At 72.5% G+C, this 20746-nt stretch carries 23 protein-coding genes, 1 tRNA gene and 1 pseudogene; 16 read left to right on the top strand and 9 right to left on the bottom strand.

The window, feature by feature from the left end:
* Positions 1 to 26 precede the first annotated feature (26 nt).
* The 4 genes from KUM03_RS02365 (at position 27) to KUM03_RS02380 (ending at position 4924) form a co-directional block, all read left to right on the top strand.
* Entirely contained in the window at positions 27 to 1103 is a 1077-nt protein-coding gene (locus KUM03_RS02365) for a phosphotransferase family protein (RefSeq protein ID WP_217245312.1), read from the top strand.
* Positions 1104 to 1187: 84 nt separating this feature from the next.
* Positions 1188 to 2183 carry an ATP/GTP-binding protein gene (locus KUM03_RS02370; RefSeq protein WP_217245313.1) on the top strand — a complete coding sequence of 332 codons (996 nt, stop codon included), beginning with the start codon at positions 1188 to 1190 and terminating at the stop codon, positions 2181 to 2183.
* A gap of 9 nt (positions 2184 to 2192) precedes the next feature.
* Positions 2193 to 2798: a TetR/AcrR family transcriptional regulator gene (locus tag KUM03_RS02375; protein WP_217245314.1), complete on the top strand. Its 606-nt coding sequence runs from the start codon at positions 2193 to 2195 to the stop codon at positions 2796 to 2798.
* A 65-nt stretch (positions 2799 to 2863) separates the two neighbouring features.
* Positions 2864 to 4924 (top strand): AAA family ATPase, encoded by a 2061-nt coding sequence (locus KUM03_RS02380; protein WP_217245316.1) that lies wholly within the window; start codon positions 2864 to 2866, stop codon positions 4922 to 4924.
* Between the two features lie 50 nt (positions 4925 to 4974).
* Here the strand turns inward: KUM03_RS02380 and KUM03_RS02385 are convergent, their stop codons facing one another.
* Positions 4975 to 5877 carry an NAD(P)-dependent oxidoreductase gene (locus KUM03_RS02385; RefSeq protein WP_217245317.1) on the bottom strand — a complete coding sequence of 301 codons (903 nt, stop codon included), beginning with the start codon at positions 5875 to 5877 and terminating at the stop codon, positions 4975 to 4977.
* Between the two features lie 60 nt (positions 5878 to 5937).
* On the opposite strand from KUM03_RS02385, the gene KUM03_RS02390 reads away from it, so the two are divergent.
* The 4 genes from KUM03_RS02390 to KUM03_RS02405 all read left to right on the top strand — a co-directional run bounded on the left by KUM03_RS02390 (position 5938) and on the right by KUM03_RS02405 (position 8019).
* Positions 5938 to 6297: a helix-turn-helix domain-containing protein gene (locus tag KUM03_RS02390; protein ID WP_217245320.1), complete on the top strand. Its 360-nt coding sequence runs from the start codon at positions 5938 to 5940 to the stop codon at positions 6295 to 6297.
* A gap of 129 nt (positions 6298 to 6426) precedes the next feature.
* The gene (locus KUM03_RS02395) at positions 6427 to 6897 is read left to right on the top strand and encodes a helix-turn-helix domain-containing protein (protein ID WP_217245323.1); all 471 of its coding nucleotides are present in this window, start codon (positions 6427 to 6429) and stop codon (positions 6895 to 6897) included.
* Positions 6898 to 6980: 83 nt separating this feature from the next.
* On the top strand, positions 6981 to 7586 hold the full coding sequence (locus KUM03_RS02400) for a hypothetical protein (protein WP_217245324.1): 606 nt from the start codon (positions 6981 to 6983) through the stop codon (positions 7584 to 7586).
* A gap of 97 nt (positions 7587 to 7683) precedes the next feature.
* Positions 7684 to 8019 carry a DUF2516 family protein gene (locus KUM03_RS02405; protein WP_161342092.1) on the top strand — a complete coding sequence of 112 codons (336 nt, stop codon included), beginning with the start codon at positions 7684 to 7686 and terminating at the stop codon, positions 8017 to 8019.
* Between the two features lie 28 nt (positions 8020 to 8047).
* Here KUM03_RS02405 and KUM03_RS02410 read toward each other — a convergent pair whose 3' ends face one another.
* The 3 genes from KUM03_RS02410 to KUM03_RS02420 all read right to left on the bottom strand — a co-directional run bounded on the left by KUM03_RS02410 (position 8048) and on the right by KUM03_RS02420 (position 11870).
* The gene (locus KUM03_RS02410; RefSeq protein ID WP_217245326.1) at positions 8048 to 9472 is read right to left on the bottom strand and encodes a PP2C family protein-serine/threonine phosphatase; all 1425 of its coding nucleotides are present in this window, start codon (positions 9470 to 9472) and stop codon (positions 8048 to 8050) included.
* 260 nt (positions 9473 to 9732) lie between these two features.
* Positions 9733 to 10842: a C40 family peptidase gene (locus KUM03_RS02415; RefSeq protein ID WP_217245327.1), complete on the bottom strand. Its 1110-nt coding sequence runs from the start codon at positions 10840 to 10842 to the stop codon at positions 9733 to 9735.
* Positions 10843 to 11051: 209 nt separating this feature from the next.
* Positions 11052 to 11870, bottom strand: a complete 819-nt coding sequence (locus KUM03_RS02420; RefSeq protein WP_217245328.1) for a class I SAM-dependent methyltransferase — start codon at positions 11868 to 11870, stop codon at positions 11052 to 11054.
* A 214-nt stretch (positions 11871 to 12084) separates the two neighbouring features.
* On the opposite strand from KUM03_RS02420, the gene mshA reads away from it, so the two are divergent.
* The gene (gene mshA, locus KUM03_RS02425; RefSeq protein ID WP_217245329.1) at positions 12085 to 13458 is read left to right on the top strand and encodes a D-inositol-3-phosphate glycosyltransferase; all 1374 of its coding nucleotides are present in this window, start codon (positions 12085 to 12087) and stop codon (positions 13456 to 13458) included.
* Positions 13451 to 13954, top strand: coding sequence for a YbjN domain-containing protein (locus KUM03_RS02430; RefSeq protein WP_217245330.1), 504 nt, complete (start codon positions 13451 to 13453; stop codon positions 13952 to 13954). Before mshA ends, KUM03_RS02430 begins: the two co-directional genes overlap by 8 nt.
* A 7-nt stretch (positions 13955 to 13961) precedes the next feature.
* Here KUM03_RS02430 and KUM03_RS02435 read toward each other — a convergent pair whose 3' ends face one another.
* Positions 13962 to 14774: an AraC family transcriptional regulator gene (locus tag KUM03_RS02435; protein ID WP_217245331.1), complete on the bottom strand. Its 813-nt coding sequence runs from the start codon at positions 14772 to 14774 to the stop codon at positions 13962 to 13964.
* Between KUM03_RS02435 and KUM03_RS02440 the strand changes: the two genes are divergently transcribed.
* A complete protein-coding gene (locus KUM03_RS02440; RefSeq protein WP_217245332.1) occupies positions 14773 to 15240 on the top strand; it encodes a DUF2000 domain-containing protein in 468 nt (155 codons plus the stop codon). The genes KUM03_RS02435 and KUM03_RS02440 overlap by 2 nt on opposite strands.
* A 25-nt stretch (positions 15241 to 15265) precedes the next feature.
* Here the strand turns inward: KUM03_RS02440 and KUM03_RS02445 are convergent, their stop codons facing one another.
* Complete coding sequence (locus KUM03_RS02445; protein ID WP_217245333.1) at positions 15266 to 16549, bottom strand: MFS transporter; 1284 nt, start codon at positions 16547 to 16549, stop codon at positions 15266 to 15268.
* A 154-nt stretch (positions 16550 to 16703) separates the two neighbouring features.
* Between KUM03_RS02445 and KUM03_RS02450 the strand changes: the two genes are divergently transcribed.
* Both KUM03_RS02450 and KUM03_RS02455 read left to right on the top strand, forming a co-directional pair.
* On the top strand, positions 16704 to 17465 hold the full coding sequence (locus KUM03_RS02450; protein ID WP_217245334.1) for a phosphoglyceromutase: 762 nt from the start codon (positions 16704 to 16706) through the stop codon (positions 17463 to 17465).
* 149 nt (positions 17466 to 17614) lie between these two features.
* Entirely contained in the window at positions 17615 to 18022 is a 408-nt protein-coding gene (locus KUM03_RS02455) for a hypothetical protein (protein ID WP_217245335.1), read from the top strand.
* A gap of 77 nt (positions 18023 to 18099) precedes the next feature.
* On the opposite strand, the pseudogene KUM03_RS38090 reads toward KUM03_RS02455, so the two are convergent.
* Positions 18100 to 18213, bottom strand: a pseudogene (locus tag KUM03_RS38090) (ATP-binding protein); the annotation flags it as partial.
* 34 nt (positions 18214 to 18247) lie between these two features.
* On the opposite strand from KUM03_RS38090, the gene KUM03_RS02460 reads away from it, so the two are divergent.
* Together KUM03_RS02460 and KUM03_RS02465 are read left to right on the top strand one after the other, a co-directional pair.
* The gene (locus KUM03_RS02460) at positions 18248 to 18496 is read left to right on the top strand and encodes a type II toxin-antitoxin system CcdA family antitoxin (RefSeq protein ID WP_217245336.1); all 249 of its coding nucleotides are present in this window, start codon (positions 18248 to 18250) and stop codon (positions 18494 to 18496) included.
* On the top strand, positions 18493 to 18894 hold the full coding sequence (locus KUM03_RS02465) for a PIN domain-containing protein (protein WP_217245337.1): 402 nt from the start codon (positions 18493 to 18495) through the stop codon (positions 18892 to 18894). The genes KUM03_RS02460 and KUM03_RS02465 overlap by 4 nt, the downstream gene beginning before the upstream one ends.
* A 74-nt stretch (positions 18895 to 18968) precedes the next feature.
* On the opposite strand, the gene KUM03_RS02470 is transcribed toward KUM03_RS02465, so the two are convergent.
* Positions 18969 to 19526: a DinB family protein gene (locus tag KUM03_RS02470; protein WP_217245338.1), complete on the bottom strand. Its 558-nt coding sequence runs from the start codon at positions 19524 to 19526 to the stop codon at positions 18969 to 18971.
* Between the two features lie 145 nt (positions 19527 to 19671).
* Between KUM03_RS02470 and KUM03_RS02475 the strand changes: the two genes are divergently transcribed.
* Positions 19672 to 19746, top strand: a tRNA-Trp gene (locus KUM03_RS02475).
* 17 nt (positions 19747 to 19763) lie between these two features.
* On the opposite strand, the gene KUM03_RS02480 is transcribed toward KUM03_RS02475, so the two are convergent.
* Positions 19764 to 20633, bottom strand: a complete 870-nt coding sequence (locus tag KUM03_RS02480; protein ID WP_217245339.1) for an AraC family transcriptional regulator — start codon at positions 20631 to 20633, stop codon at positions 19764 to 19766.
* Positions 20634 to 20746: the final 113 nt, after the last annotated feature.

A 20746-nucleotide genomic window follows, 5' to 3' on the forward strand; every position in this document is an offset into this window, starting at 1 on the left:
CGGGCCGGGAGCGCTACTCTCCGGCCATGCACCGTCTGCACCACCGGGCGCGCAAGGCGCTCGTGCACCAGCTCGTGGAGTCGCGCGGACTCCGTGGCCGGGGTGAGGTACTGCTGGGGCACCACAACGTCAACTACGTCCGGCGCTCGGGTCTGGTGCTGGCGCTGCTGCTGGGCGCCGTACCGTTCACCCGGGTCAAGTACCGCGTTCCCCTGCGGACGGTGGAGGTCGTGCCGCGCATCTGGCCGAGGGAGGCGGAGGTGCTCGGCGTCGTCTGCCGGTACCTGCGGGAGGTCCCGCCCTGCCTCGCCGACCTCGGGGACGGCTCCGTGCACCGGTACCGGGCGGGCCGGGCGCTCAGCGACAGCGGGGCGGCCGGGGACGTGGGCGAGGGGATCATGCGTTCGTTCGCGTCCTTCTTCGTCCGCACCGCGCGCATCCCCGTGGCGGAACTGCCTGCCCGCCCCGAGGACTGGCCGCCCGACGGCGACAGCCAGGGGTTCCTGGACTGGCTGGTCCGCTTCACGCGGGAGCGCGTGCACCTGCCGAACCGGGACCGGTTCGGCGCCCTGTTCGACGCCGTCGGCGTCCCGGACGACGCGATGGAGCGTTTCGCCGCCCGCCACCGCTGCCGGGCCTCGCGTCCGTTCCGGCTCCTGCACACGGACGTGCACCGGGCCAATGTCGTCGTACGGGGCAGCCGGCTCGCGGTGATCGACTGGGAGCTGGCGATACTCGGCGATCCCCTGCACGACCTCGCGACCCACCTGGTGCGCATGGCGTACAGCAAGGAGGAGCAGGAGCGCATGACGCAGCTGTGGGCCGAGGCCATGACGGACGCCGGGCTCGCCGAGCTGACCGCGGGCCTGCATGAGGACCTTCCCGTCTACATCGCGTTCGAGTACGCCCAGTCGGTGTTCCCCGACATCATGCGGGCGGCCCTCGAGCTGCCCGAGGACGCGGACACGGGCCGCTTCCATGCCGCCGCCGACCGGATCGAACGGGCGACGCGGCGGGCCCGTGAGCCGCTGCGGCTGGTCGACCTGCCGGGCCGGGACCGGGTCGTTCAAGCCCTGCGGGAGTGGCACGCCACGCGGGAATGAGGCGCACCACCCTCTTCCGGTCCGCCGCCGCAGCGGGCACCATTGGCCGGTCGGCTCCAACCCGGGTGCAGGCGGGGGGACTTGGTGGCTGAGGGCAGACCGTCGCTGGGCGGCAGAGTGGCGGCGCGCTGGAGTCGTGCCGAGACGACGGTGACCAAGGGGCTGCTCCTGGCGGTCTTCTGCGTCGGCCTCCTGGCCCAGTTCGTCAAACCGGTGGGCGACGCCCTCCAGGGAAAGACCTACATCGGCGGAGCGCTGCTCAGCATCGTGGGCTACGTGCTCTACGCCGAGGTGCTGCGGCTGAACACGGCGCACGACGCGCAGCGGGAGGGGACGCGTCAGCTGCACGAGACCGTCCGGCGGCTGAGCGACGAGGTCCGGGAACTGACCGCGCGGCTGCGCCCGCAGTCGGGCGAGGAAGCCACTGCGGACCGGTTGCTCCAGGAGTGCGCGCAGGCGCTCCGGCGCGGCGGCGAGATCGAACTGTGGGGCATGTGCTTCACCGGGGAGACCTTCGTCGAACCGCTGCGCAGAGTGCTGGAGGACCTGCCGCCCGACCCGTCGAGAAGCGTGTCGGTCCGCGTCCTGGTCCCGGACTTCACCCGACCCATCGAGGTCCCCGGCCTCGTACGGCTCGCGGACGGCAGGCTGGCGGACGCCCCGGGGTTCCGCCGGCACCTGGTGGAGACGATCACCGGGTACGAGCGGGGGTTGCGCACGATGCGCGGCAGGATGGCCCGCAAGGCCCAGGGCGCACTGTCCGTCGAGTTCCGGACGGTGCACATGTCCCCCTTCCTCAAGCTGTACGTCGTCGGCGACGAGGTGGTGTACGAGGGGATCTACGACAAGCTCGACGTCAGGCCGGACGAGTACCGTGGGCCGGTGCCGCCGGACCCGGAGACCGACGGGGACCAGCTGCTCGACCTCATCGGACACGGTTCGCTGCTGACCCGCTGGAGCCGGTACGACGGTGAGCTGGGGCGTGAGGTCGTCGCCCGCAGGCGCGCGTTCTTCGGAACCCTCTGGGACGCGGCAGCCCCGCTGGAGGCACGGTCCGCGCGTGGCGGGAGCGGTGCGTAGGCTCGCCTCATGAGCGACCCCGGCCTGCGCGAGCGCAAGAAGCAGCGGACCATCCGGACCCTGTCGGACACCGCCGTCCGGCTCTTCGTGGAGAAGGGATTCGACGCCGTGTCCGTCGCGGAGGTCGCCGCCGCGGCCGAGGTGTCCAAGCCGACGCTGTTCCGGTACTTCCCGGCCAAGGAGGACCTGGTCCTGCACCGCATCGCCGACCACGAGGGCGAGGCGGCGCGGGTGGTGGCGCAGGGTCCCACACCGCTGGCGGCGCTGCGCCGGCACTTCCTGGCGGGGCTGGAGCGGTGCGACCCGGTGACCGGGCTCAATGACGATCCCGGCGTACTCGCGTTCCACACGCTGCTGTACGGGACGCCCGCGCTCGTCGCCCGGATGCACACGCACCTGGAGCGGTCGGAGGCGGCACTGGGCCAGGCCCTGGGCGGGGACCTGGACGCCAGGCTCGCGGCCGGGCAGATCATCGCCGTGCAGCGGGTGCTCGCGCTGGAGAACTGGCGGCGGATCGCGGCCGGGGAGCGGGTGGCCGGGGTGCGCGGCGACGCGGTGGCTGCGGCGGAGCGGGCGTTCGGGGTGCTGGCGGCCGGGCTGCCGCGGATCGCCTGAGCCGACTGATGTGAGCCTGAGTAAATTATTTAACCAAGTCTCGATTTTTGGGTACGCTCGATGGAATGAGCTCACCCGACCCCGCCGCCCTCCGGTACACCCTCGCCCGCGAACGCGCCCACCATGATCACTGCCGTACCGCCCTCGCCGCCATGGCCGACGGCGCCCGGGAACACGTCGTCACCGGCGAGGACGTCTCCGCCTCCGGTGCCGACGCCGAAGTGCTCGGGTACCGGTTGCGCAGCCGGGCCGAGGAACTGCGCGCACTGCCCGCGGGCCCGCTGTTCTTCGGGCGGCTGGACTTCGCCGGGACGGACGTGGCGGGCGATCACGCGGGGCAGACGTATCACCTCGGCCGGCTGCGGATCACCGAGGACCCCGCCGCCCCGCCCCTCGTCGTCGACTGGCGCGCCCCTGTCTCCCGCGCCTTCTACCAGGCCACCGCCACCGACCCGCGCGGCGTCGCCGTCCGCCGGCGCTTCGGCTGGGCGCCCGGCAGCCGCGGGGACTCGGCCGACCTCACCGGGCTGGAGGACGAACACCTCGGCCGGGGCGAGTCCCGCGCGAGCGACATCGTCGCCCGGGAGATCGAACGGCCCCGCGTCGGACCCATGCGGGACATCGCCGCCACCATCCAGCCCGAGCAGGACGACCTCGTCCGCGCCGGCCTCACCGCCACGGTCTGCGTCCAGGGCGCCCCGGGCACCGGGAAGACCGCCGTCGGCCTCCACCGGGCCGCCTACCTGCTCTACTCCCACCCGCGGCGCATCGCCCGCGGCGGACTGCTGATCCTCGGCCCCAACCCCACCTTCCTCGCCTACATCGCCGAGGTGCTGCCCGCCCTCGGCGAGAGTGGCGTACGGCAGTCCACCCTCGCCCGGGAGATCGCCCGGCACCCGGTCACCGCCACCGACGACGAGCGGGCCGCCGCCGTGAAGCACGACGCCCGGACGGCCGAGGTGCTGCGCCGCGCCCTGTACGCGCGCGTGGCCGCCGACGCCGCCGGTTCCCTCGCCGTGCCGGACGGCTCGTACCGCTGGCGGGTCCCGGCCGACGAGCTGACCCGGATCGTGACGGACGTGCGGGGGGAGGAGCCGCCGTACACCGTGGGCCGGGAACGGGTGCGGGCCCGGATCGTGCGGTACGTGCAGGAGCAGGCCGAGCGGCGGAGCGGGCCGCGGACGGCCGCCTGGACGCGCCGGATCGAACGCGCCCGGCCCGTCACCGCCTACCTCGACGCGGCCTGGCCGAAGGTGCGTCCCGAGGAGGTCGTCGCCGGAGTCCTCGGCGACCCGGACGCGCTGGCACGCGCCGCCGACGGGCTGCTGGACGACGAGGAGCGGAAGGCGGTGCTGTGGACGGCGGCCGACGCGCGGCGGTCGTGGCGGTCGGCCCGCTGGACCGCCGCCGACCTGGTCCTCCTCGACGAGGTCGCCGGGCTCCTCGAACACCCCGAGAGTTACGGGCACATCGTCGTCGACGAGGCCCAGGACCTCTCCCCGATGGAGTACCGGGCCATCGCCCGCCGGGCCGCCTTCGGCTCGCTCACCGTCCTCGGCGACCTGGCCCAGGGCACCACGCCGTGGGCCGCCCTCTCGTGGCGGACGGCCCTCGCCCACCTCGGCCGCCCGGACGCCCCGGTGACGCCGCTGACCACCGGCTTCCGGGTGCCGCAGGCGGTCGTCGGCCTCACCAACCGGCTGCTGGCGCGGCTCGGCGTGGAGGTCCCCGAGGCCCGCTCGCTGCGCGCGGACGGGGAGCTGACGGTCCGCCCCGTCGCCCCCGGCCGGGTCGTGGGCGCGGCCGTCGACGCCGTACGGGCCGCCCTCACCCGGGACGGCTCCGTCGGGGTCGTCGCCGCGGACGCGGACGTACCCGGACTGCGGGCCGCCCTCGACGCGGCCGGCATCCCGGCCGGGGGGCCGGAAGAGCTGGGCGCCCGGGTGACCGTGGCGCCGGCGGGCGTCGTCAAGGGGCTGGAGTACGACCACGTCGTCGCCGTCGAACCGGCGGCGATCGCGGAGGCGGAGGGCACCGGCGGGCGGGGCCTGCACCGGCTGTACGTGGTGCTCACCCGCGCGGTGTCCCGGCTGGACGTGGTGCACGCGCGGCCGCTGCCCTTCTGACGTCCGCCGCCCTTCTGACGGCCCGGCTCTGCTGATGGCCGCCGCCCGGGTCAGCGCCCGGTGATCACGTCGGCGACCCGGGTGTACCCGTCCGTGCCGTGCCCGCGCGCGACGACCCGCCGGGCCTGCCCCTCGACGACCCGCATCAGGCTCGCGTCGATGCCGTGCGCCTCGGAGGCGTGGACGACGTGGGACATGGTCGAGACGGCCGAGGTGATCGGGTTCAGCTCGCCCGAGTAGGTACCGGCGTCGGTGTCGGCGGCGAACTCGGTGAACAGCGGCGGCAGGATCGCGGCGATGCCCTGCGCGAACGGCGCGAGTTCCGCCCCGGTGACGCCCTCCGCCCGGGCCACCGCGAGCGCGTGCGTGTAACCCGCCATCGCCGTCCAGAAGATGTCGAGCAGCGCGATGTCGTAGGCCGCGGCCCGCCCGGCGTCCTCGCCGAGGTGGGTGTGGGTGCCGCCGAGCGCCGCCAGCACCGGCCGGTGCTCCCGGTACAGCTCCTCGGGGCCGCTGTGCAGGAACACCGCGTCGTCCGTGCCGATGGTCGGGGTCGGGGTCATGATCGCGCCGTCCAGGTAGCGGACGCCGTGGCGATCGGCCCACTCGGCCGTGTCCCGGGCCCGCGCGGGGATGTCGGCGCTCAGGTTCACGACCGTGCGGCCCTTGAGGGCGGCCGTGACGGCGTCCTGGCGCAGTACGGCGTCGGAGGCGTCGTAGTTCACCACGCAGACGACGGTCAGCGGGGCGGCGGCGACCGCCTCCTCGGCGGAGGAGGCCGGGACCGCGCCCTTGGCGACCAGGTCGGTGTCCCGGCCGGGCGTGCGGTTCCAGACGGTGGTGCGCAGCCCGGCGGCCAGGAAGGCGGCGGCCAGCGCCCGGCCCATCGGGCCCAGGCCGAGGACGGTGACGTCGGAGGGCCGGCCGGAGGGCTGGTCGGTGTGTGCGGACATGCTTCAACTCCCGTAACGTGACGAACAATTACTCAAAGTGCTGATGAATGGGGGCACGGCATGGCGCACCGGCGCCACGATCCGAACGTCTGCGGAGTGACCGCCGCGATCGCCGTGATCGAGGGCAAGTGGAAGACCACGCTGCTGTGGCTGCTGGAGTCAGGACCGCACCGGCCGGCCGAACTGCGCCGGAAGGCGCCGGGCCTCACCGAGAAGGTGCTGACCCAGGCGTTGCGCGAGATGGAGGCGGACGGCGTGGTGCACCGTGAGGTGTACGACGTGCTGCCGCCCAAGACCGAGTACTCCCTGACCGCGTTCGGCCGGGATCTCGCCGAGGCCCTCTCCCCCCTCTCCGACTGGGGCCACCGCCGCCTGGACCGGCTGGCTGAACCGGAGGCCGCCGTCCGCGCGGCCTCCTGACGCCTGCCTGTCTGCTGCTTCAGTCTCGAACGGGCGTGGCGCGTTGCCCAGTACGCACAAAAAAGTGGGTGCGGGCACTATTGCAAGCGGCTGCTTGCAATAGTTAGCAGGCTGGTGCAAGGTGGAGGCATGGCCTCGCTCAACGTCGGCAATCTCGGCAACCTCGGTGAGTACCTGCGCGAGCAGCGGCGCAACGCGCAGCTCTCGCTGCGGCAGCTCGCCGACGCCGCGGGCGTGTCCAATCCGTACCTGAGCCAGATCGAGCGCGGGCTGCGCAAGCCGAGCGCGGAGGTGCTCCAGCAGGTCGCCAAGGCGCTGCGGATCTCCGCCGAGACGCTGTACGTAAGGGCCGGCATCCTCGACGCCGAGCGCGACCGGGACGACGTGGAGACGCGTGCGGTCCTCCTCGCCGACCCCTCGCTCAACGAGCGGCAGAAGCAGGTGCTGCTCCAGATCTACGAGTCCTTCCGCAAGGAGAACGGGTTCGGCACCGACGGGGAGGAAGAGGTGCCGGCCCGGGACGCGGCGGCGGGCGACGCCGCCGAGGGCGCGGACTCCATACCGGGTCCCGGCGCCCGTACCGGCGGCGGCGAGCCGTAGCCGACAGCCGGTGGCCGGCCGGGCGCGGGACCACCGCAAAACCCAAAACCCTCAGCCGAACGCAATTCCGGAGGACCATCACCATGGCCATCACCGACGACCTGCGCAAGACCTTCAGCGACCCCACCCCGCTCTACTTCGCCGCGGGCACCGCCGACCTGGCCTTCCAGCAGGCCAAGAAGGTGCCGGTGCTGGTGGAGCAGCTGCGCGCCGAGGCCCCGGCGCGGATCGAGGCCGTGCGCAACACCGACCCGAAGGCCGTCCAGGAGAAGGCGACGGCCCGCGTCAAGGAGACCCAGGGCACCCTCCAGGCCAGGGCCAACGAGCTCTTCGGCTCCCTCGACGCCGACTTCAAGAAGCTCGGCGAGAACGCCCAGGACCTCGCGCTGCGCTCGGTCGGCGTCGCCGCCGAGTACGCCGTCAAGGCGCGGGAGGCCTACGAGAAGGTCGCCGAGCGCGGCGAGCAGGCGGTGCGCACCTGGCGCGGCCAGGCCGCCGACGGCATCGAGGACGTCGCCGAGGGCGTGGAGGAGTTCGCCGTGGCCGTCGAGCCGGCCGCACCCGCCAAGTCCGAGCCGGTCGAGGTCACCGAGGACAAGTCCGCCGCGGCGAAGAAGACCCCGGCGCCGCGCAAGGCCCCGGCCAAGAAGAGCCCGGCCGCCAAGAAGACGACGCCGCCCGCGAAGTAGCCGGCTCCGGGCCGGGCACCTCTGGGGTGTCCGGCCCGTTCAACGGGTACGGTGACCGCGTAAGGACGATCCGACTCGGGTGGTGGACGTTGTGCTGATGCAGGGGTTCGCAGGCTTCATGTGGCTGCTGAGCATCGCCCTGATCCTTTTCAGCGGCTTCGCGTTGATCGACGCCGCCACGCGCCGTGAGGACGCCTACCGCGCGGCCGACAAGAAGACCAAGCCGTTCTGGCTGATCATCCTCGGGCTCGCCTTCGTGGTGAACCTGATCTTCAACATCCTGTCGTTCCTGCCGATCATCGGGCTCATCGCGACGATCGTGTACATGGTCGACGTACGGCCCGCGCTGCGCGGCCTGCCGGGCGGCGGGCGCAGCACCCGCCGCGGCTCCAGCAGCGACGGCCCGTACGGTCCGTACAACGGCGGACGCTGACCCGCACCGGTGCTCCGGGCCGGGCGGCTCAGGGCGTCCGGTCCAGCAGGACCACGGCCACGTCGTCGGCCAGTTCGCCGCCGTTCAGCTCGCGGACCTCGTTGACGGTCGCCCGCAGCAACTGCTCGCCCTGCAGGCCCTCGGCGAACTGCCGGCGCACCATCTCCACCATGCCGTCCTGGCCCAGCCGCTCCCGGCCCTCGCCGACGTGGCCCTCGATCAGGCCGTCGGTGTAGAGCATCAGGCTCCACTCGGCGCCCAGCTCCACCTGCATGCGCGGCCAGCGGGCGCCCGGCAGCAGGCCGAGCGCCGGGCCGTTGTTGTCGTAGGGCAGCAGCCTCGCGGGCGTGCCCGGACCGGCGACCAGCGGCGCCGGGTGCCCGGCCAGGCACAGGCCGGCGCGGCGGCCGTCCGGGGCGATGTCCACGGCGCACAGGGTCGCGAAGATCTCGTCGTGCGCCCGCTCGTGCTCCAGCACCTGCTGCAGCGTGCCCAGCAGCTGGTCGCCGCAGAGCCCCGCCAGGGTCAGCGCGCGCCACGCGATCCGCAGCTCCACGCCGAGCGCCGCCTCGTCCGGGCCGTGCCCGCAGACGTCGCCGATCATGGCGTGCACGGTGCCGTCCGGGGTGCGGACGACGTCGTAGAAGTCGCCGCCGAGCAGGGCGCGGGAACGGCCCGGCCGGTAGCGGGCGGCGAAGCGCAGCGGAGAGCCCTCCAGGAGCGGGGTCGGCAGCAGGCCGCGCTCCAGCCGGCGGTTCTCCTGGGCGCGCAGCCGGCCCTCGGCCAGGCGCCGCTCCGCCGAGTCGGACCGCTTGCGCTCGACGGCGTAGCGGATCGCGCGGCTCAGCAGCCGGCCGTCGAGTTCGTCGCGGAACAGGTAGTCCTGGGCGCCGACGGCCACGGCCTCCGCGCCGCGCTCGGCGTCGCTGGAGGAGGTGAGCGCGAGCACGGCGTGCCGGGGCGCGAGCTCCAGCACGTGCCTCAGCACCGCCAGCTCGTCGTGTCCGTCCGCGTCCCCGTCGCCGCCGTCGTCGGCGCTCGTGCGGGCCGGGGCGTGCGACGGCAGGGCGAGGTCCAGCAGGATGCAGTGGACGTCGTCGGTCAGCAGCCGGCCGGCCTCGGTGAGGTTGCGGGCCGTGCGGATGCGGATCGGCTTGCCGGACTGGTCGAGCAGGTCGGGCACGATCGGCGAGCCGCCGGGATCGTCCTCGATCAGCAGCACCGTCAGGTTCGTGGGGACGGCACTCTCACGCCGGTTCGGGGTGTTCTCGCGGTTCTCCGTGGTCTTCTCGCGCTTCTGGGTGGGGTTCTCCGGCCGGCCGGAGAGGTTCTCGGCCGGGGCTGTCCCGGGCGGGGCCTGTTCCGTGGAAGGGCCGCGGTCCTGGGACGCGGCGGGCGCCTGACCACACTCCACGGCCGGGATCGCCCTTGGCCGCGGTACGGGTACGGGCATCGTCTTGGTTTCCTTCCCTCCCCCCGAGGGCATGGCGGGGCGAGGGACCTCGACCCACCGACGGGGACCATAGCGGGTGACGCCGCCGCTGCGGAATGGTCCAGAACACGCCGGACGGTCGTCGGCCACTGTCATATGCCGCGTTATGTACCGCAGTTGGACACGTCGACCGGTGGCCCGGGATGACGAACGTCACGCGGGGCGGGGCGCCGGGCGTGGACTGGGTCACGTGGCCCGGTTCACGTTCCCGGCACGCGGGGTCACTCCGGGGCGGACGCGCCCGTGCCGGGTCGTACCACCCCGAGTATGGGCATCGTGCCCGCTCCCGCGATCGTGATCGAGCGCCCCGGGCGCGGGGCGTGCACGACGGAGCCGTCGCCGACGTACATGCCGACGTGGCTGGCGTCGTCGAAGTAGATGATCAGGTCGCCGGGACGCATGTCCTTGATGTCCACACGCTGGAGCTGCTTCCACTGCTGCTGCGAGGTGCGCGGTATCGCCGTGCCGGCCGCCACCCAGGCCTGTGAGGTCAGGCCGGAGCAGTCGTAGGCCTTCGGGCCCTCGGCGCCCCACTGGTACGGCTTGCCGACCTGGGCGGTGGCGTACTCGACGGCCTTGCGGCCCTGCTCGGTCGCCTCGCTGTCGAGGTCCTTCAGGATGCCGGAGCCGAGCCAGGCGGTCTGGGCCCTCTCCTGGGCCTCACGCTCCAGCCGGGCCAGGCGCTCCTTCTCCTCCTGCTCCAGCTCGGACTCCAGCTTCTCGGCCGCCTTGATCTGCTTCTCGATCTTCTTCTGGGCGGTGGCCCTGGCCTTGCGGTTCGCCTCCAGCTTCTCGAACTGGGCCGAGGCGTCGGCCGCGTAGGCCTTCAGGTCCTGCTGGGTGCGGGTCATCTCGGCGAGCAGGCCCTTGGTGGCGCGCTGGCCCTGGACGACCCGGCCGGTGCCGTCGAGGAAGTCCTCGGGATCGTCGCTCAGCATCAGCTTGGCCTCGTCGGGCAGGCCGCCGGTGCGGTACTGGGAGCGGGCCGCCGCGCCCGCGCGGTCCTTGAGGCCGTCCAGCTTCTCCTGGCCCTTGACGATCTTCTTGGCCAGCTCGACGATCTCGGCCGACTGCTTGTCCGCCTTCTCCTCGGCCGCGTTGTACTCCTCCGTGGCCGAGGCCGCCGCGCGGTAGAGCTTGTCGAGCTTCTTGCGCACGGCCTCCAGGTCCTTGCCGGGGGTGGCGGCAGGGGCGGAGGGCGAGGCGCCGGTCGTGCCGGGCGACGGTGAGGGCCCGGGGTCCGCGAACGCCGTGCCCGGTGCCGCCAGCACGGTGACCGCGCAGACCACGGTCACGGCAGCGGTCGTCCAGCCATGCTTCCCCGTGCGCATACCTCGCCCCCAAACTGATTAACCGTCAGTAACATACGTCGCCTGGGGGATCGTGCCATGCCGGCGCGGAAAGCGACAGAGGTCGTGCTTCCCTCCTGCATCCCCCCTTCTGCCGCGCCGCACGACGATTCCCCCGCGGTGTGACGAACGCCGCACGGAGATCGTTCCCGTGCGGCGCGGCGCGGCGCGGCGCGGCGGGGCGGGGCGGTTCAGGCGCGCGGCGCCAGCGCATCCCACCGCACCGTCACCTCGCCCTGCCGCCAGCGCGCCGGCCCGTCCGTCACCGGCCAGTCGGCCGTCAGGTCCCGCACCGCCCGCATCCAGCGCTGGCGGGCGCCGTAGGAGGCGTAGGGCGCGGCGGCGGCCCAGGCGCGGTCGAAGTCGCGCAGGAAGGCGTGCACGGGCTCACCGGGGACGTTGCGGTGGATCAACGCCTTCGGCAGCCGTTCCGCCAGGTCGGAGGGGCGGTCCAGGGAGCCCAGCCGGGTGGCGAGGGTGACCGTGCGCGGCCCCTCGGGCCCGAGCGCCACCCACACGTGCCGGCGCCCGACCTCGTCGCACGTCCCCTCGACCAGGAGCCCCCCGCGCGAGTGCTCCGACGCCGGCGCGAGCCGCGCGCACAGCCGCTGCCAGACCGCGGCCACCTCACCCTCGTCGTACTGCCGCAGCACGTTCGCCGCGCGGACGAGCGAGGGCCGGGCGGCGACGGGCACCTCGAAGCCGCCGTGCCGGAAGTCGAGCCCCTCGCGCGCGTACGGCTGGGCGGCCGCCACCCGCGCCGGGTCGATCTCGACGCCCACCACGCGCGCGTGCGGCGCGACCGTGCGCAGGCGGTGCAGCAGCTCGACGGCCGTCCAGGGGGCCGCGCCGTACCCGAGGTCCACGGCGACGGGGTCGGCGGCGCGGCGCAGTTCGGCTCCGTGGACGGCGGCGATCCAGCGGTCCATCCGACGCAACCGGTTCGGGTTCGTCGTCCCGCGGGTGACCGTGCCCACGGGGGCGGGGCGGGCGGTGGCGCGGGAGGGCATGCGTACGAGGGTATGCGGCCGGGGCCGTACGTCCGGACGCGTCCGCCCCCTGCGAGGGTGACGCAACTACCCCTCGAACGGTTGATCGATCACCGGTAATGATTCGGCAAAGGCGGGGAAACCGGAAATGGAGCGCCCCGGTCCGGTGTTCGCACCTCTTGGAGGGCGGCGCGTGCCTTCCGACCGGCATGCCCGCAGCGAGGAGGAATGGCTCGTGAGCCAGTACGTCAGCAGGCTCGGGCGTCGCTCACCGGCGGCCTCCCCGCGGCTGAGGCTGCACCGCAGGCCCCGACGCGTCGCCATGCTCTCCGTGCACACCTCACCGCTCCACCAGCCCGGCACCGGCGACGCCGGCGGCATGAACGTCTACATCGTGGAGCTCGCGCAGCGCCTCGCCGCGATCAACATCGAGGTCGAGATCTTCACCCGCGCGACGGCCGGCGGACTCCCGCCCTCCGTCCAGCTCGCCCCCGGCGTACTCGTCCGCCACGTCGACGCCGGACCGTACGAGGGCCTGGCGAAGGAAGAGCTCCCGGCCCAGCTGTGCGCCTTCACGCACGGCGTGATGCAGGCCTGGGCCGGCCACCGCCCCGGGTACTACGACCTGGTCCACTCCCACTACTGGCTCTCCGGCCACGTCGGCTGGCTCGCCGCCCAGCGCTGGGGCGCTCCCCTGGTGCACGCCATGCACACCATGGCCAAGGTCAAGAACGCCAACCTGGCCGACGGCGACACCCCCGAGCCCGCCGCCCGCGTCATCGGCGAGACCCAGATCGTCGCCGCCTCCGACCGGCTGATCGCCAACACCGCCGAGGAGGCCGACGAGCTGGTCCGCCACTACGCCGCCGACCCGGCCAGGGTCGCCGTCGTCCACCCCGGCGTGAACCTCGACCGCTTCCGCCCCTTCCCCAAGGGCGCCGAGCCCGCCCCCGGCGAGACCGCGAACGCCCGCGCCGCCGCCCGCGCCCGCCTCGGCCTGCCCCAGGACGCCCTGATCCCCCTCTTCGCCGGCCGCATACAGCCCCTCAAGGCCCCCGACATACTCCTCCGCGCGGTCGCCGTCCTCCTCGACGAACGCCCCGAGCTGCGCTCCCGCATCCTCGTCCCCGTCGTCGGCGGCCCCAGCGGCAGCGGCCTCGCCAAGCCGGAGGGCCTGCAAAAACTCGCCGCGCGGCTCGGCATCGCCGACGTCGTACGCTTCCGCCCGCCGGTCGGCCAGGAGCAGCTCGCCGACTGGTTCCGGGCCGCGTCCGTCCTCGTCATGCCCTCCTACAGCGAGTCCTTCGGCCTGGTCGCCATAGAGGCCCAGGCGGCCGGCACCCCGGTCCTCGCCGCCGCGGTCGGCGGCCTCCCGGTCGCCGTGCGCGACGGGCACACCGGCCGCCTCGTCGAGGGCCACGATCCCGCCGCGTACGCGCGCGTGCTGCGCGATTTCGCCGACAACCCGGAGCTGGCGCCCCGGATGGGCGACGCCGCCGCCCGGCACGCCCAGTCCTTCGGCTGGGACAGCGCCGCCGCCACCACCGCCGACGTCTACACGGCCGCGATCCAAGCCCACCGCCGTCGCGTACGCTCCCACCATGGCTGAGGCACCGCAGAAGGCAGCACAGGTCGTCGAGGACGCCCTGAAGGACGCCGAGCTGGAGTGGGAGAGCCCCGAACCCGGCAACTACGTAGTCAAACTCCCCGGCACCCGCAAGCTCTCCACGACGGTCTCCCTCCTCGTCGGCAGGCACTCCCTCTCCCTCAACGCCTTCGTCGTCCGCCACCCCGACGAGAACGAACCGGCCGTCCACCGCTGGCTCCTGGAACGCAACCTCAAGCTCTACGGCGTCAGTTACGCGGTCGACCGCCTCGGCGACGTCTACGTCACCGCGAAGCTCCCCCTGGCCGCCGTCACCCCCGACGAGATCGACCGTCTCCTCGGCCAGGTCCTGGAGGCCGCCGATGGCGCCTTCAACACCCTCCTGGAGCTGGGCTTCGCCACCGCCATCCGCAAGGAGTACGAGTGGCGCACCGCGCGCGGGGAGTCGACGCGGAACCTGGAGGCGTTCCAGCGCCTGATCGAGCGCACGGAGGACTGACGCCCGGTCAGCCCGGGGTGCGACCGGTGCGGTACCGCCCCGGCGTGACCCCCACCAGCCGCTTGAAATGCCGGGTCAGGTGGGCCTGGTCGTAGAAGCCGGCCGCGCCGGCCACCTCCGCCGGAGCCTGCCCCGCGAGCAGCAGCCGCCGCGCCCGCTCCACGCGCCGGGACATCAGGTACTGGTGCGGCGCGATGCCGTAGGCGCCGCTGAACGCCCGTACGAGGTGGGCCGGGTGGGAGGGCAGCAGCTTGGTGGCCTCGCTGAGGGTGACGCCCTGGACGACCCGCTCGTCCAGCAGCTCCCGCAGCCGCCGCGCCAGCACGGGATCGCGGCGGGCCGCGTATTGGGGCTCCCGGGGCCGCAGATGGGCGCGCAGCCGCTCCCCGACCAACGTCAGCCGGCTCTCCGCCTCCAGCTCCTCCCCGGGCAGCGCGAGCGCCGCGTGCAGCTGCCCGACCCGCCGCCGCAGCACCGGGTCCCGCAGGTCGGGGCCGTCGACCGCCGGCCCGATCAGCTCCTCGCCCAGCCGGGAGGCGTCCAGGTACAGGACGCGCTTGCGGAAGCCGTCCGGGGTGGCGGGGGAGCCGTTGTGCGGCACGTGCGGCGGCAGCAGCGACACCGTGTCGTGCGGGGTGCCGTGCTCGTGCCGGTCGAGGTCGTACCGTACGGCGCCGTCGTCGACGATGAGCAGCGTCCAGGCGTCGTGGACGTGCATGGGGTAGGCGTACTCGGTGTAGTGGGCGTGGAAGACCTCGACGACGCCCGGGACGCGGGGTCGCCAGGCGGAGACGGTGCGCGTCCGCTGGTCGGCGGCCATGCAAAGAACGTACAAGACCCGCCCGCACCCGGCCCGGCAGTCTCACCGTATGAACACGCGTTTCGACACCAAGATCGCCGTACTCCTCCGCGAGGACCTGGAGACCTGGCAGCGCCTCAACGTCACCGCCTTCCTGGTCAGCGGCCTGGGCACGAACTTCCCCGAGGTGATCGGGGAGCCGTACGAGGACGCCGACGCGGTCGGTTACCTGCCGATGTTCCGCCAGCCGGTGCTGGTCTTCGAGGGCACGAAGGAGACGCTGACGACCGCCCACACGCGCGTCCTCTCCCGCGCCCTGCCCCGCGCGCTGTTCACGTCCGACCTGTTCGCCACCGGCAACGACCGCGACAACCGGGCGGCGGTACGGGCCGTGCCGACGGCGGAACTGGACCTGGTGGGCCTCGCGGTGTACGGCCCGAAGAACGCCGTGGACAAGGTGCTGAAGGGGGCGCGGATGCACCGGTGAGCGGTCCGGCCTCCGACGGTGACCGTCAGGCGTTGGTGACTTCGGCCTTCGCCGGCGCGGGCGAGTCGGGGACCGTCTCCGTGACCGCGGCGTCCTCCCGCGGCAGCCCCCGCATGAGCCCCCAGTACCCGGCCGCCGCCACCGTCCCGACGACGGCGCACACGCCCCAGAGCCACTCGGCGCCCCAGCGGTCGATGACGAACCCGGACATCAGCGGGGCGACGAGGGAGGCGACCGCCCAGGACATGGTGTACATCCCCTGGTAACGCCCGCGCCCGTGCACGGGCGACAGCCGCACGACGAGCCCGGTCTGGGTCGGCGCGTTGACGATCTCGGCCAGCGTCCACACGCACACGGTCAGCGCGAACACCGCGACCGACCCGGCGAAGGCGGTGAGCCCGAAGCCGTACCCGGCCAGCAGCGCCGAGCCGACCAGCAGCAGCCGGGGATCACGGTGCTCGATGAACCGCGTGACCGGGATCTGGAGCACGACGATCAGCACCCCGTTGACGGCGATCGCCATACCGAAGTCGGCGGGCGTGAACCCCGCCTCACCCATGGCCACCGGCAGCCCGACGTACGCCTGCTGGAAGATCAGTGCGATGAGGAAGGACAGCCCGACGACCCCCATGTACCGCCCGTCACGCAACACTGTCCCGAGCGAGACGGGCACCTCCGCGGCGCCGGCAGCCCCACTGCCCTTCTCTCCCTCCTTCGGCCGCGACTCGGGCAGCTTCACGAAGACGAGCACGGCGCACACGAGCGTCATCCCGGCCTCGATCAGGAACCCGGCGAGATAGCTGTACTCGGCGATGAACCCGGCCGCCATGGAGGAGATCGCGAAACCGAGGTTGATGGCCCAGTAGTTGAGCGAGAAGGCGCGGATACGGTCCTCGGGCCGCACGATGTCCGCCATCATCGCCTGCACGGCCGGCCGGGAGGCGTTGCTCGCCATACCGACGAGGAAGGCGACGGCCGCGATGGCGAGCGGATCCCGTACGAAGCCGAGCAGGGCGACGGACAGCGCGGTGGAGACCTGCGCGACGAGCAGCGTGGGCCGCCGCCCGAGCCGGTCGGCCATCACCCCGCCGCCCAGCGAGGAGACGACCCCGCCGAGCCCGTGCAGCGCGGCGACCAGTCCGGCGTACGTGGCCGAGTACCCGCGGTCGATGGTCAGGTACAGCGCCATGAAGGTGGCGACGAAGGCGCCGAGCCGGTTGACCAGGGTGCTGGTCCACAGCCACCAGAACTCGCGGGGGAGCCCGGAGACGGACTCCCGCACGGCACGCCTGACACCGGTGACGGACATGGGACCCCCGAGAGCTGGCTGTAAGTGGCTGAAGCGGTGAAGACAACTTACGAACGCGAGGGCCCGCAGGCCATCCGATTAACACTTCCCGTCAACCGTCCGAGCTTCGGGCGCCCCGCGCGGCCGGTGCGGGGGTTCGATTAGGCTCACAAGCATGGCCGACGCACCGTACAAGCTGATCCTCCTCCGCCACGGCGAGAGCGAGTGGAACGAGAAGAACCTGTTCACCGGCTGGGTGGACGTCAACCTCACCCCCAAGGGCGAGAAGGAGGCGACGCGCGGCGGCGAGCTGCTCAAGGACGCCGGCCTGCTGCCCGACGTGGTCCACACGTCCGTCCAGAAGCGCGCGATCCGCACGGCCCAGCTCGCACTGGAGGCCGCCGACCGCCACTGGATCCCGGTCCACCGCCACTGGCGCCTGAACGAGCGCCACTACGGCGCCCTCCAGGGCAAGGACAAGGCTCAGACCCTCGCGGAGTTCGGCGAGGAGCAGTTCATGCTGTGGCGCCGCTCCTACGACACCCCGCCGCCCGCCCTGGACCGCGACGCCGAGTACTCCCAGTTCTCCGACGCCCGCTACGCGACCCTCCCGCCGGAGCTGCGCCCGCAGACGGAGTGCCTCAAGGACGTCGTCGCCCGCATGCTGCCGTACTGGTTCGACAGCATCGTCCCCGACCTCCTCACCGGCCGCACGGTCCTGGTCGCCGCCCACGGCAACAGCCTGCGCGCCCTCGTGAAGCACCTCGACGGCATCTCGGACGAGGACATCGCGGGCCTGAACATCCCGACGGGCATCCCGCTGACGTACGAACTGGACGCCGAGCTCAAGCCGCTGAACCCGGGCGGGACGTACCTGGACCCGGACGCGGCCGCGGCGGCGATCGAGGCCGTTAAGAACCAGGGCAAGAAGAAGTAACCCGACGCCGACGCCGGTAAGCCCCCGTCCTGCGGTTTCTCCGCGTGGCGGGGGCTTACGTGTGTGGGCGGATCGACTCCGAGGCGGCTGCCGAGCGAACCCGACGTGGCGAGCGCACTATGAAGCAAGCGGCACGAGGAGGGCGCGCCATGAGCAGAAGACACCGCGCTCGAGAGCCACAGTGGGGACCGAGCGCCCCGCAAGCTTCCGGACCGCCGCCGAACGACTGGCTGGCACCGCCACCTGGACCGCCGCCCGAAAGCCCCTACCGAGCCCAGACCGGCCCTCCACCGAAGAAGCGGCACCGGGTCTTCCCCTGGGTCTTCCTGGCCGTCCAGATCCTGTTCCTGATCTGGGTGATCACGGGCGCGGCGAGCGGCAGCGGAACGCCTGCGCAGTGCAGGGGCCGGACAGGCGACGCCCTAGAACTGTGCGAGGACGCGAGCGACGTCGGAACCGCCATCGGCGTGTGGCTGGTGATCGTTCTGTGGGCGGCGACCGACATCATCCTCGGCTTCACGTACCTGGTGTTCCGGCTCGCCCGACGACGCACCTGAGCCAGACCGCCACCGCCCGAGCCGCAGCGCGGCCGGCTTGTGCTGCAACTCCCCGGCGCGCACCCTGAGTCGTCGCATCACGCCGACCAGGCATCATCGACCACGAACGAGACGACCGTGCCGCCGAGGTGGCTGGGGCCGGAGTGTCAGGAATCCGCGATGGAGTCCACGAGGAGCAGCCCTCGGCCGTGGGGAAGCCCATGCATACTCCGGTATGCTTGGTGTATGTCCTCAACGACTCGCATCACCGTCACACTCCCCAGCGATCAGGTCGCGGAGCTGCGTAAACTTACGGACAACGTCTCCGGCTACGTGGCGGAAGCCGTAGCCCGCCAGATCCGGCACCAGCTTCTGGGCGACGACCTTCGCCGACACGAGGAAGAGCATGGAGGCTTCAGCGATGAGGAGCTCGCCGAGGCCCACGCGAAGATCTTTGGCACGGTCGGTTCCTCCAAGGGCGCGGACGCAGCGTGAGCGAGCGCATCGAAACCGTCGTCCTGGACTCGGAAGGTCTCTCCGCCTGGATCACGCAGGATCGCAAGTTCCTCGCGATGTTGCAGGTCTTCCACGACATGGGAGCTGACCTCGTGATCGGGGCGAACACCGTCGTGGAAGTCAGCCATTCCCGTACCAATATCCCCCGGCTGAACTGGGCCCTGTCGCGTATCAAGGTAGAACCGGTCACCGAGCGAGCAGCCAAAGCGGCAGCGGAACTCCTCAAAGGCGCCGGGCTGCACGGACACAAGTACGCCATCGACGCGACGGTGGCCGAGGTCGCACTCCGCCAGCCGAAACCCGTCGCTTTGCTGACGTCCGACAGCGACGACATGGCCAAGCTCTGCGGTAGCCAGGTCCGCGTCATCCCTCTCTGACCCGGTGCCGCAGAAGTCACGAACACGCCCCTCACCCGCACGTCCGGCACGAGTGAGGGGCGTATCACGGGGCGTCAGCCCATGCTCTTCGCGCCGTCCAGGGACTCCCGGATGATGTCCGCGTGGCCCGCGTGCTGGGCGGTCTCGGTCATGATGTGCATCAGTACCCGGCGGGCCGACCACTGTGCGTCGGCCTCGAACCACGGGGCCTTCGGCAGCGGCCACGCAGCGTCGAGGTCGGGGAGGGTGGCGACCAGGTCGTCGGTGCGGCGGGCCACGTCGGCGTAGGCGGCCAGTACGCCGTCGAGCGTCTCACCGGGCAGCATGCGGAACTCGTCGGTCCGCTTGGCCCAGTCGGCCTCGGTCATCGCCGTGAAGTCGCCCATCGCCGACGGGCCCTCCAGGATGAAGTCGGCCCAGCCCCGCTCGACCGACGTCACGTGCTTGATCAGGCCGCCCAGACACAGCTCGCTGGCGGTGGTCCGGAGGCCGGCCTGCTCGTCGGTGAGGTCGCGGGTGGTGAAGCGCAGGAAGTGCCGGTGCTTGGCCAGCGTTTCCAGCAGGTCGGCGCGCTCACCGGTGGCGGTCGTCGCGGTGGCTGTGTCGCGGGTGGTCTGCTCGTTGGAGGTCATGGTGTCCGCCTTCCGGGGTTCCTGCTCCGTCGGTGTAGGCACACGCTATGAGGCATCGAGGTCAGACCATGACCTACTTCGTGCGGGCCGCGCGCGAATCTCCCGCGACCGTCCCGCCCTCAACCGTTACGATCGCGGTCAAGGGCGGGACGTAGCGCAGTGGTCGACGCGAGCGGTCTCCAGAACCGCGAGGACGCCGGTTCGAATCCGGTCGTCCCGCCCCCTCCTGCGGAGGTCTTACGCCGGTTCCACCGGGAGCCACAGTTCGCAGGTCGCCGTCGAGAAGTCCTCCGCGCGGTCGAGGACGGTGACGATCGAGGGGCCCGGGCGCAGGCGCCACGGGTTGGACGGGAACCACTCCGACGCCGTGGCGGCCCAGGTGGTCTGGAGGGTCGCCGGGTACGGGCCCGAGCTGCGGAAGACCGCCCACTGGCCGGCCGGTACCTCGATGGCGTCGAGGTCGTCGGGGGCCGGGGCGTCCCGGGTGACGGCGACCCCGTGCAGGTAGGTCAGTTCGCTGCCCTCGGGGCTGTCGGGGGCCAGGTCGTCGCAGACCTGGAGCAGGCCCGCCGGGTCGGTGTCGCTGAGGGATTTCAGGCGGGCGTGCTCCTGCTGGGGCAGCGCGGCGATGTGCTGCTGGATGTGCGGGTTGACGCCCTCGTGGATCAGCGGGACGCGGGTCGCGTGGCCGATCAGGCGGAACGCGGGGCGGTCGGCGAAGCGGGTGTCCATGGAGGTGCTCCCTTCGACGGTCAGGCGGAACCTGAGCTGCGGCTGTGTCTGAAGGGGGCCTCCGTCACGGCGTACGTCACGCGGAGCGGCGCCGTGGACCGCCCGGAACGCACGTCCGAACGCCTCCGTGGAGCCGTAACCGTGCCGGACGGCGATGCTCAGCAGGTCGTCCTCACCGCGTACGACGTCGGCGGCGGCGACCGTCATGCGGCGCCGGCGCACGTACTCCGACAGCGGCATGCCCGCCAGCGACGAGAACATCCGGCGCAGGTGGTACTCGGTGGTGCCGAGCGTTCCGGCCAGTGCGGGGACGTCGAGTTCCTCGGTGAGGTGTTCCTCGACGAGGTCGACGAGCTTGTTGAGTGCCGAGATCACGAGGCCTCCTTTCGACATCCACGGTGGCAGGGGGCGGGGGTGCGCTTCCCGATCGTTGTGGTCCGGTTCGGTCGGGTGGAGGAGAGGGGCAGGGAGAGGGGGAGGGGGAGGGG

It is taken from the genome of Streptomyces sp. AC602_WCS936 (assembly GCF_019049125.1).
Lineage (GTDB): Bacteria > Actinomycetota > Actinomycetes > Streptomycetales > Streptomycetaceae > Streptomyces.

What these genes read in the sequence shown, in the direction of transcription:
- KUM03_RS02365 (WP_217245312.1), top strand. Translation starts at nt 27, where the DNA reads ATGCACCGTCTGCACCACCGGGCGCGCAAGGCGCTCGTGCACCAGCTC.
- KUM03_RS02375 (WP_217245314.1), top strand. Translation starts at nt 2,193, where the DNA reads ATGAGCGACCCCGGCCTGCGCGAGCGCAAGAAGCAGCGGACCATCCGG.
- KUM03_RS02380 (WP_217245316.1), top strand. Translation starts at nt 2,864, where the DNA reads ATGAGCTCACCCGACCCCGCCGCCCTCCGGTACACCCTCGCCCGCGAA.
- KUM03_RS02385 (WP_217245317.1), bottom strand. Translation starts at nt 5,877, where the DNA reads ATGTCCGCACACACCGACCAGCCCTCCGGCCGGCCCTCCGACGTCACC.
- KUM03_RS02390 (WP_217245320.1), top strand. Translation starts at nt 5,938, where the DNA reads ATGGCGCACCGGCGCCACGATCCGAACGTCTGCGGAGTGACCGCCGCG.
- KUM03_RS02395 (WP_217245323.1), top strand. Translation starts at nt 6,427, where the DNA reads ATGGCCTCGCTCAACGTCGGCAATCTCGGCAACCTCGGTGAGTACCTG.
- KUM03_RS02400 (WP_217245324.1), top strand. Translation starts at nt 6,981, where the DNA reads ATGGCCATCACCGACGACCTGCGCAAGACCTTCAGCGACCCCACCCCG.
- KUM03_RS02405 (WP_161342092.1), top strand. Translation starts at nt 7,684, where the DNA reads ATGCAGGGGTTCGCAGGCTTCATGTGGCTGCTGAGCATCGCCCTGATC.
- KUM03_RS02410 (WP_217245326.1), bottom strand. Translation starts at nt 9,472, where the DNA reads ATGCCCGTACCCGTACCGCGGCCAAGGGCGATCCCGGCCGTGGAGTGT.
- KUM03_RS02415 (WP_217245327.1), bottom strand. Translation starts at nt 10,842, where the DNA reads ATGCGCACGGGGAAGCATGGCTGGACGACCGCTGCCGTGACCGTGGTC.
- KUM03_RS02420 (WP_217245328.1), bottom strand. Translation starts at nt 11,870, where the DNA reads ATGCCCTCCCGCGCCACCGCCCGCCCCGCCCCCGTGGGCACGGTCACC.
- KUM03_RS02430 (WP_217245330.1), top strand. Translation starts at nt 13,451, where the DNA reads ATGGCTGAGGCACCGCAGAAGGCAGCACAGGTCGTCGAGGACGCCCTG.
- KUM03_RS02440 (WP_217245332.1), top strand. Translation starts at nt 14,773, where the DNA reads ATGCAAAGAACGTACAAGACCCGCCCGCACCCGGCCCGGCAGTCTCAC.
- KUM03_RS02435 (WP_217245331.1), bottom strand. Translation starts at nt 14,774, where the DNA reads ATGGCCGCCGACCAGCGGACGCGCACCGTCTCCGCCTGGCGACCCCGC.
- KUM03_RS02445 (WP_217245333.1), bottom strand. Translation starts at nt 16,549, where the DNA reads ATGTCCGTCACCGGTGTCAGGCGTGCCGTGCGGGAGTCCGTCTCCGGG.
- KUM03_RS02450 (WP_217245334.1), top strand. Translation starts at nt 16,704, where the DNA reads ATGGCCGACGCACCGTACAAGCTGATCCTCCTCCGCCACGGCGAGAGC.
- KUM03_RS02455 (WP_217245335.1), top strand. Translation starts at nt 17,615, where the DNA reads ATGAGCAGAAGACACCGCGCTCGAGAGCCACAGTGGGGACCGAGCGCC.
- KUM03_RS02460 (WP_217245336.1), top strand. Translation starts at nt 18,248, where the DNA reads ATGTCCTCAACGACTCGCATCACCGTCACACTCCCCAGCGATCAGGTC.
- KUM03_RS02470 (WP_217245338.1), bottom strand. Translation starts at nt 19,526, where the DNA reads ATGACCTCCAACGAGCAGACCACCCGCGACACAGCCACCGCGACGACC.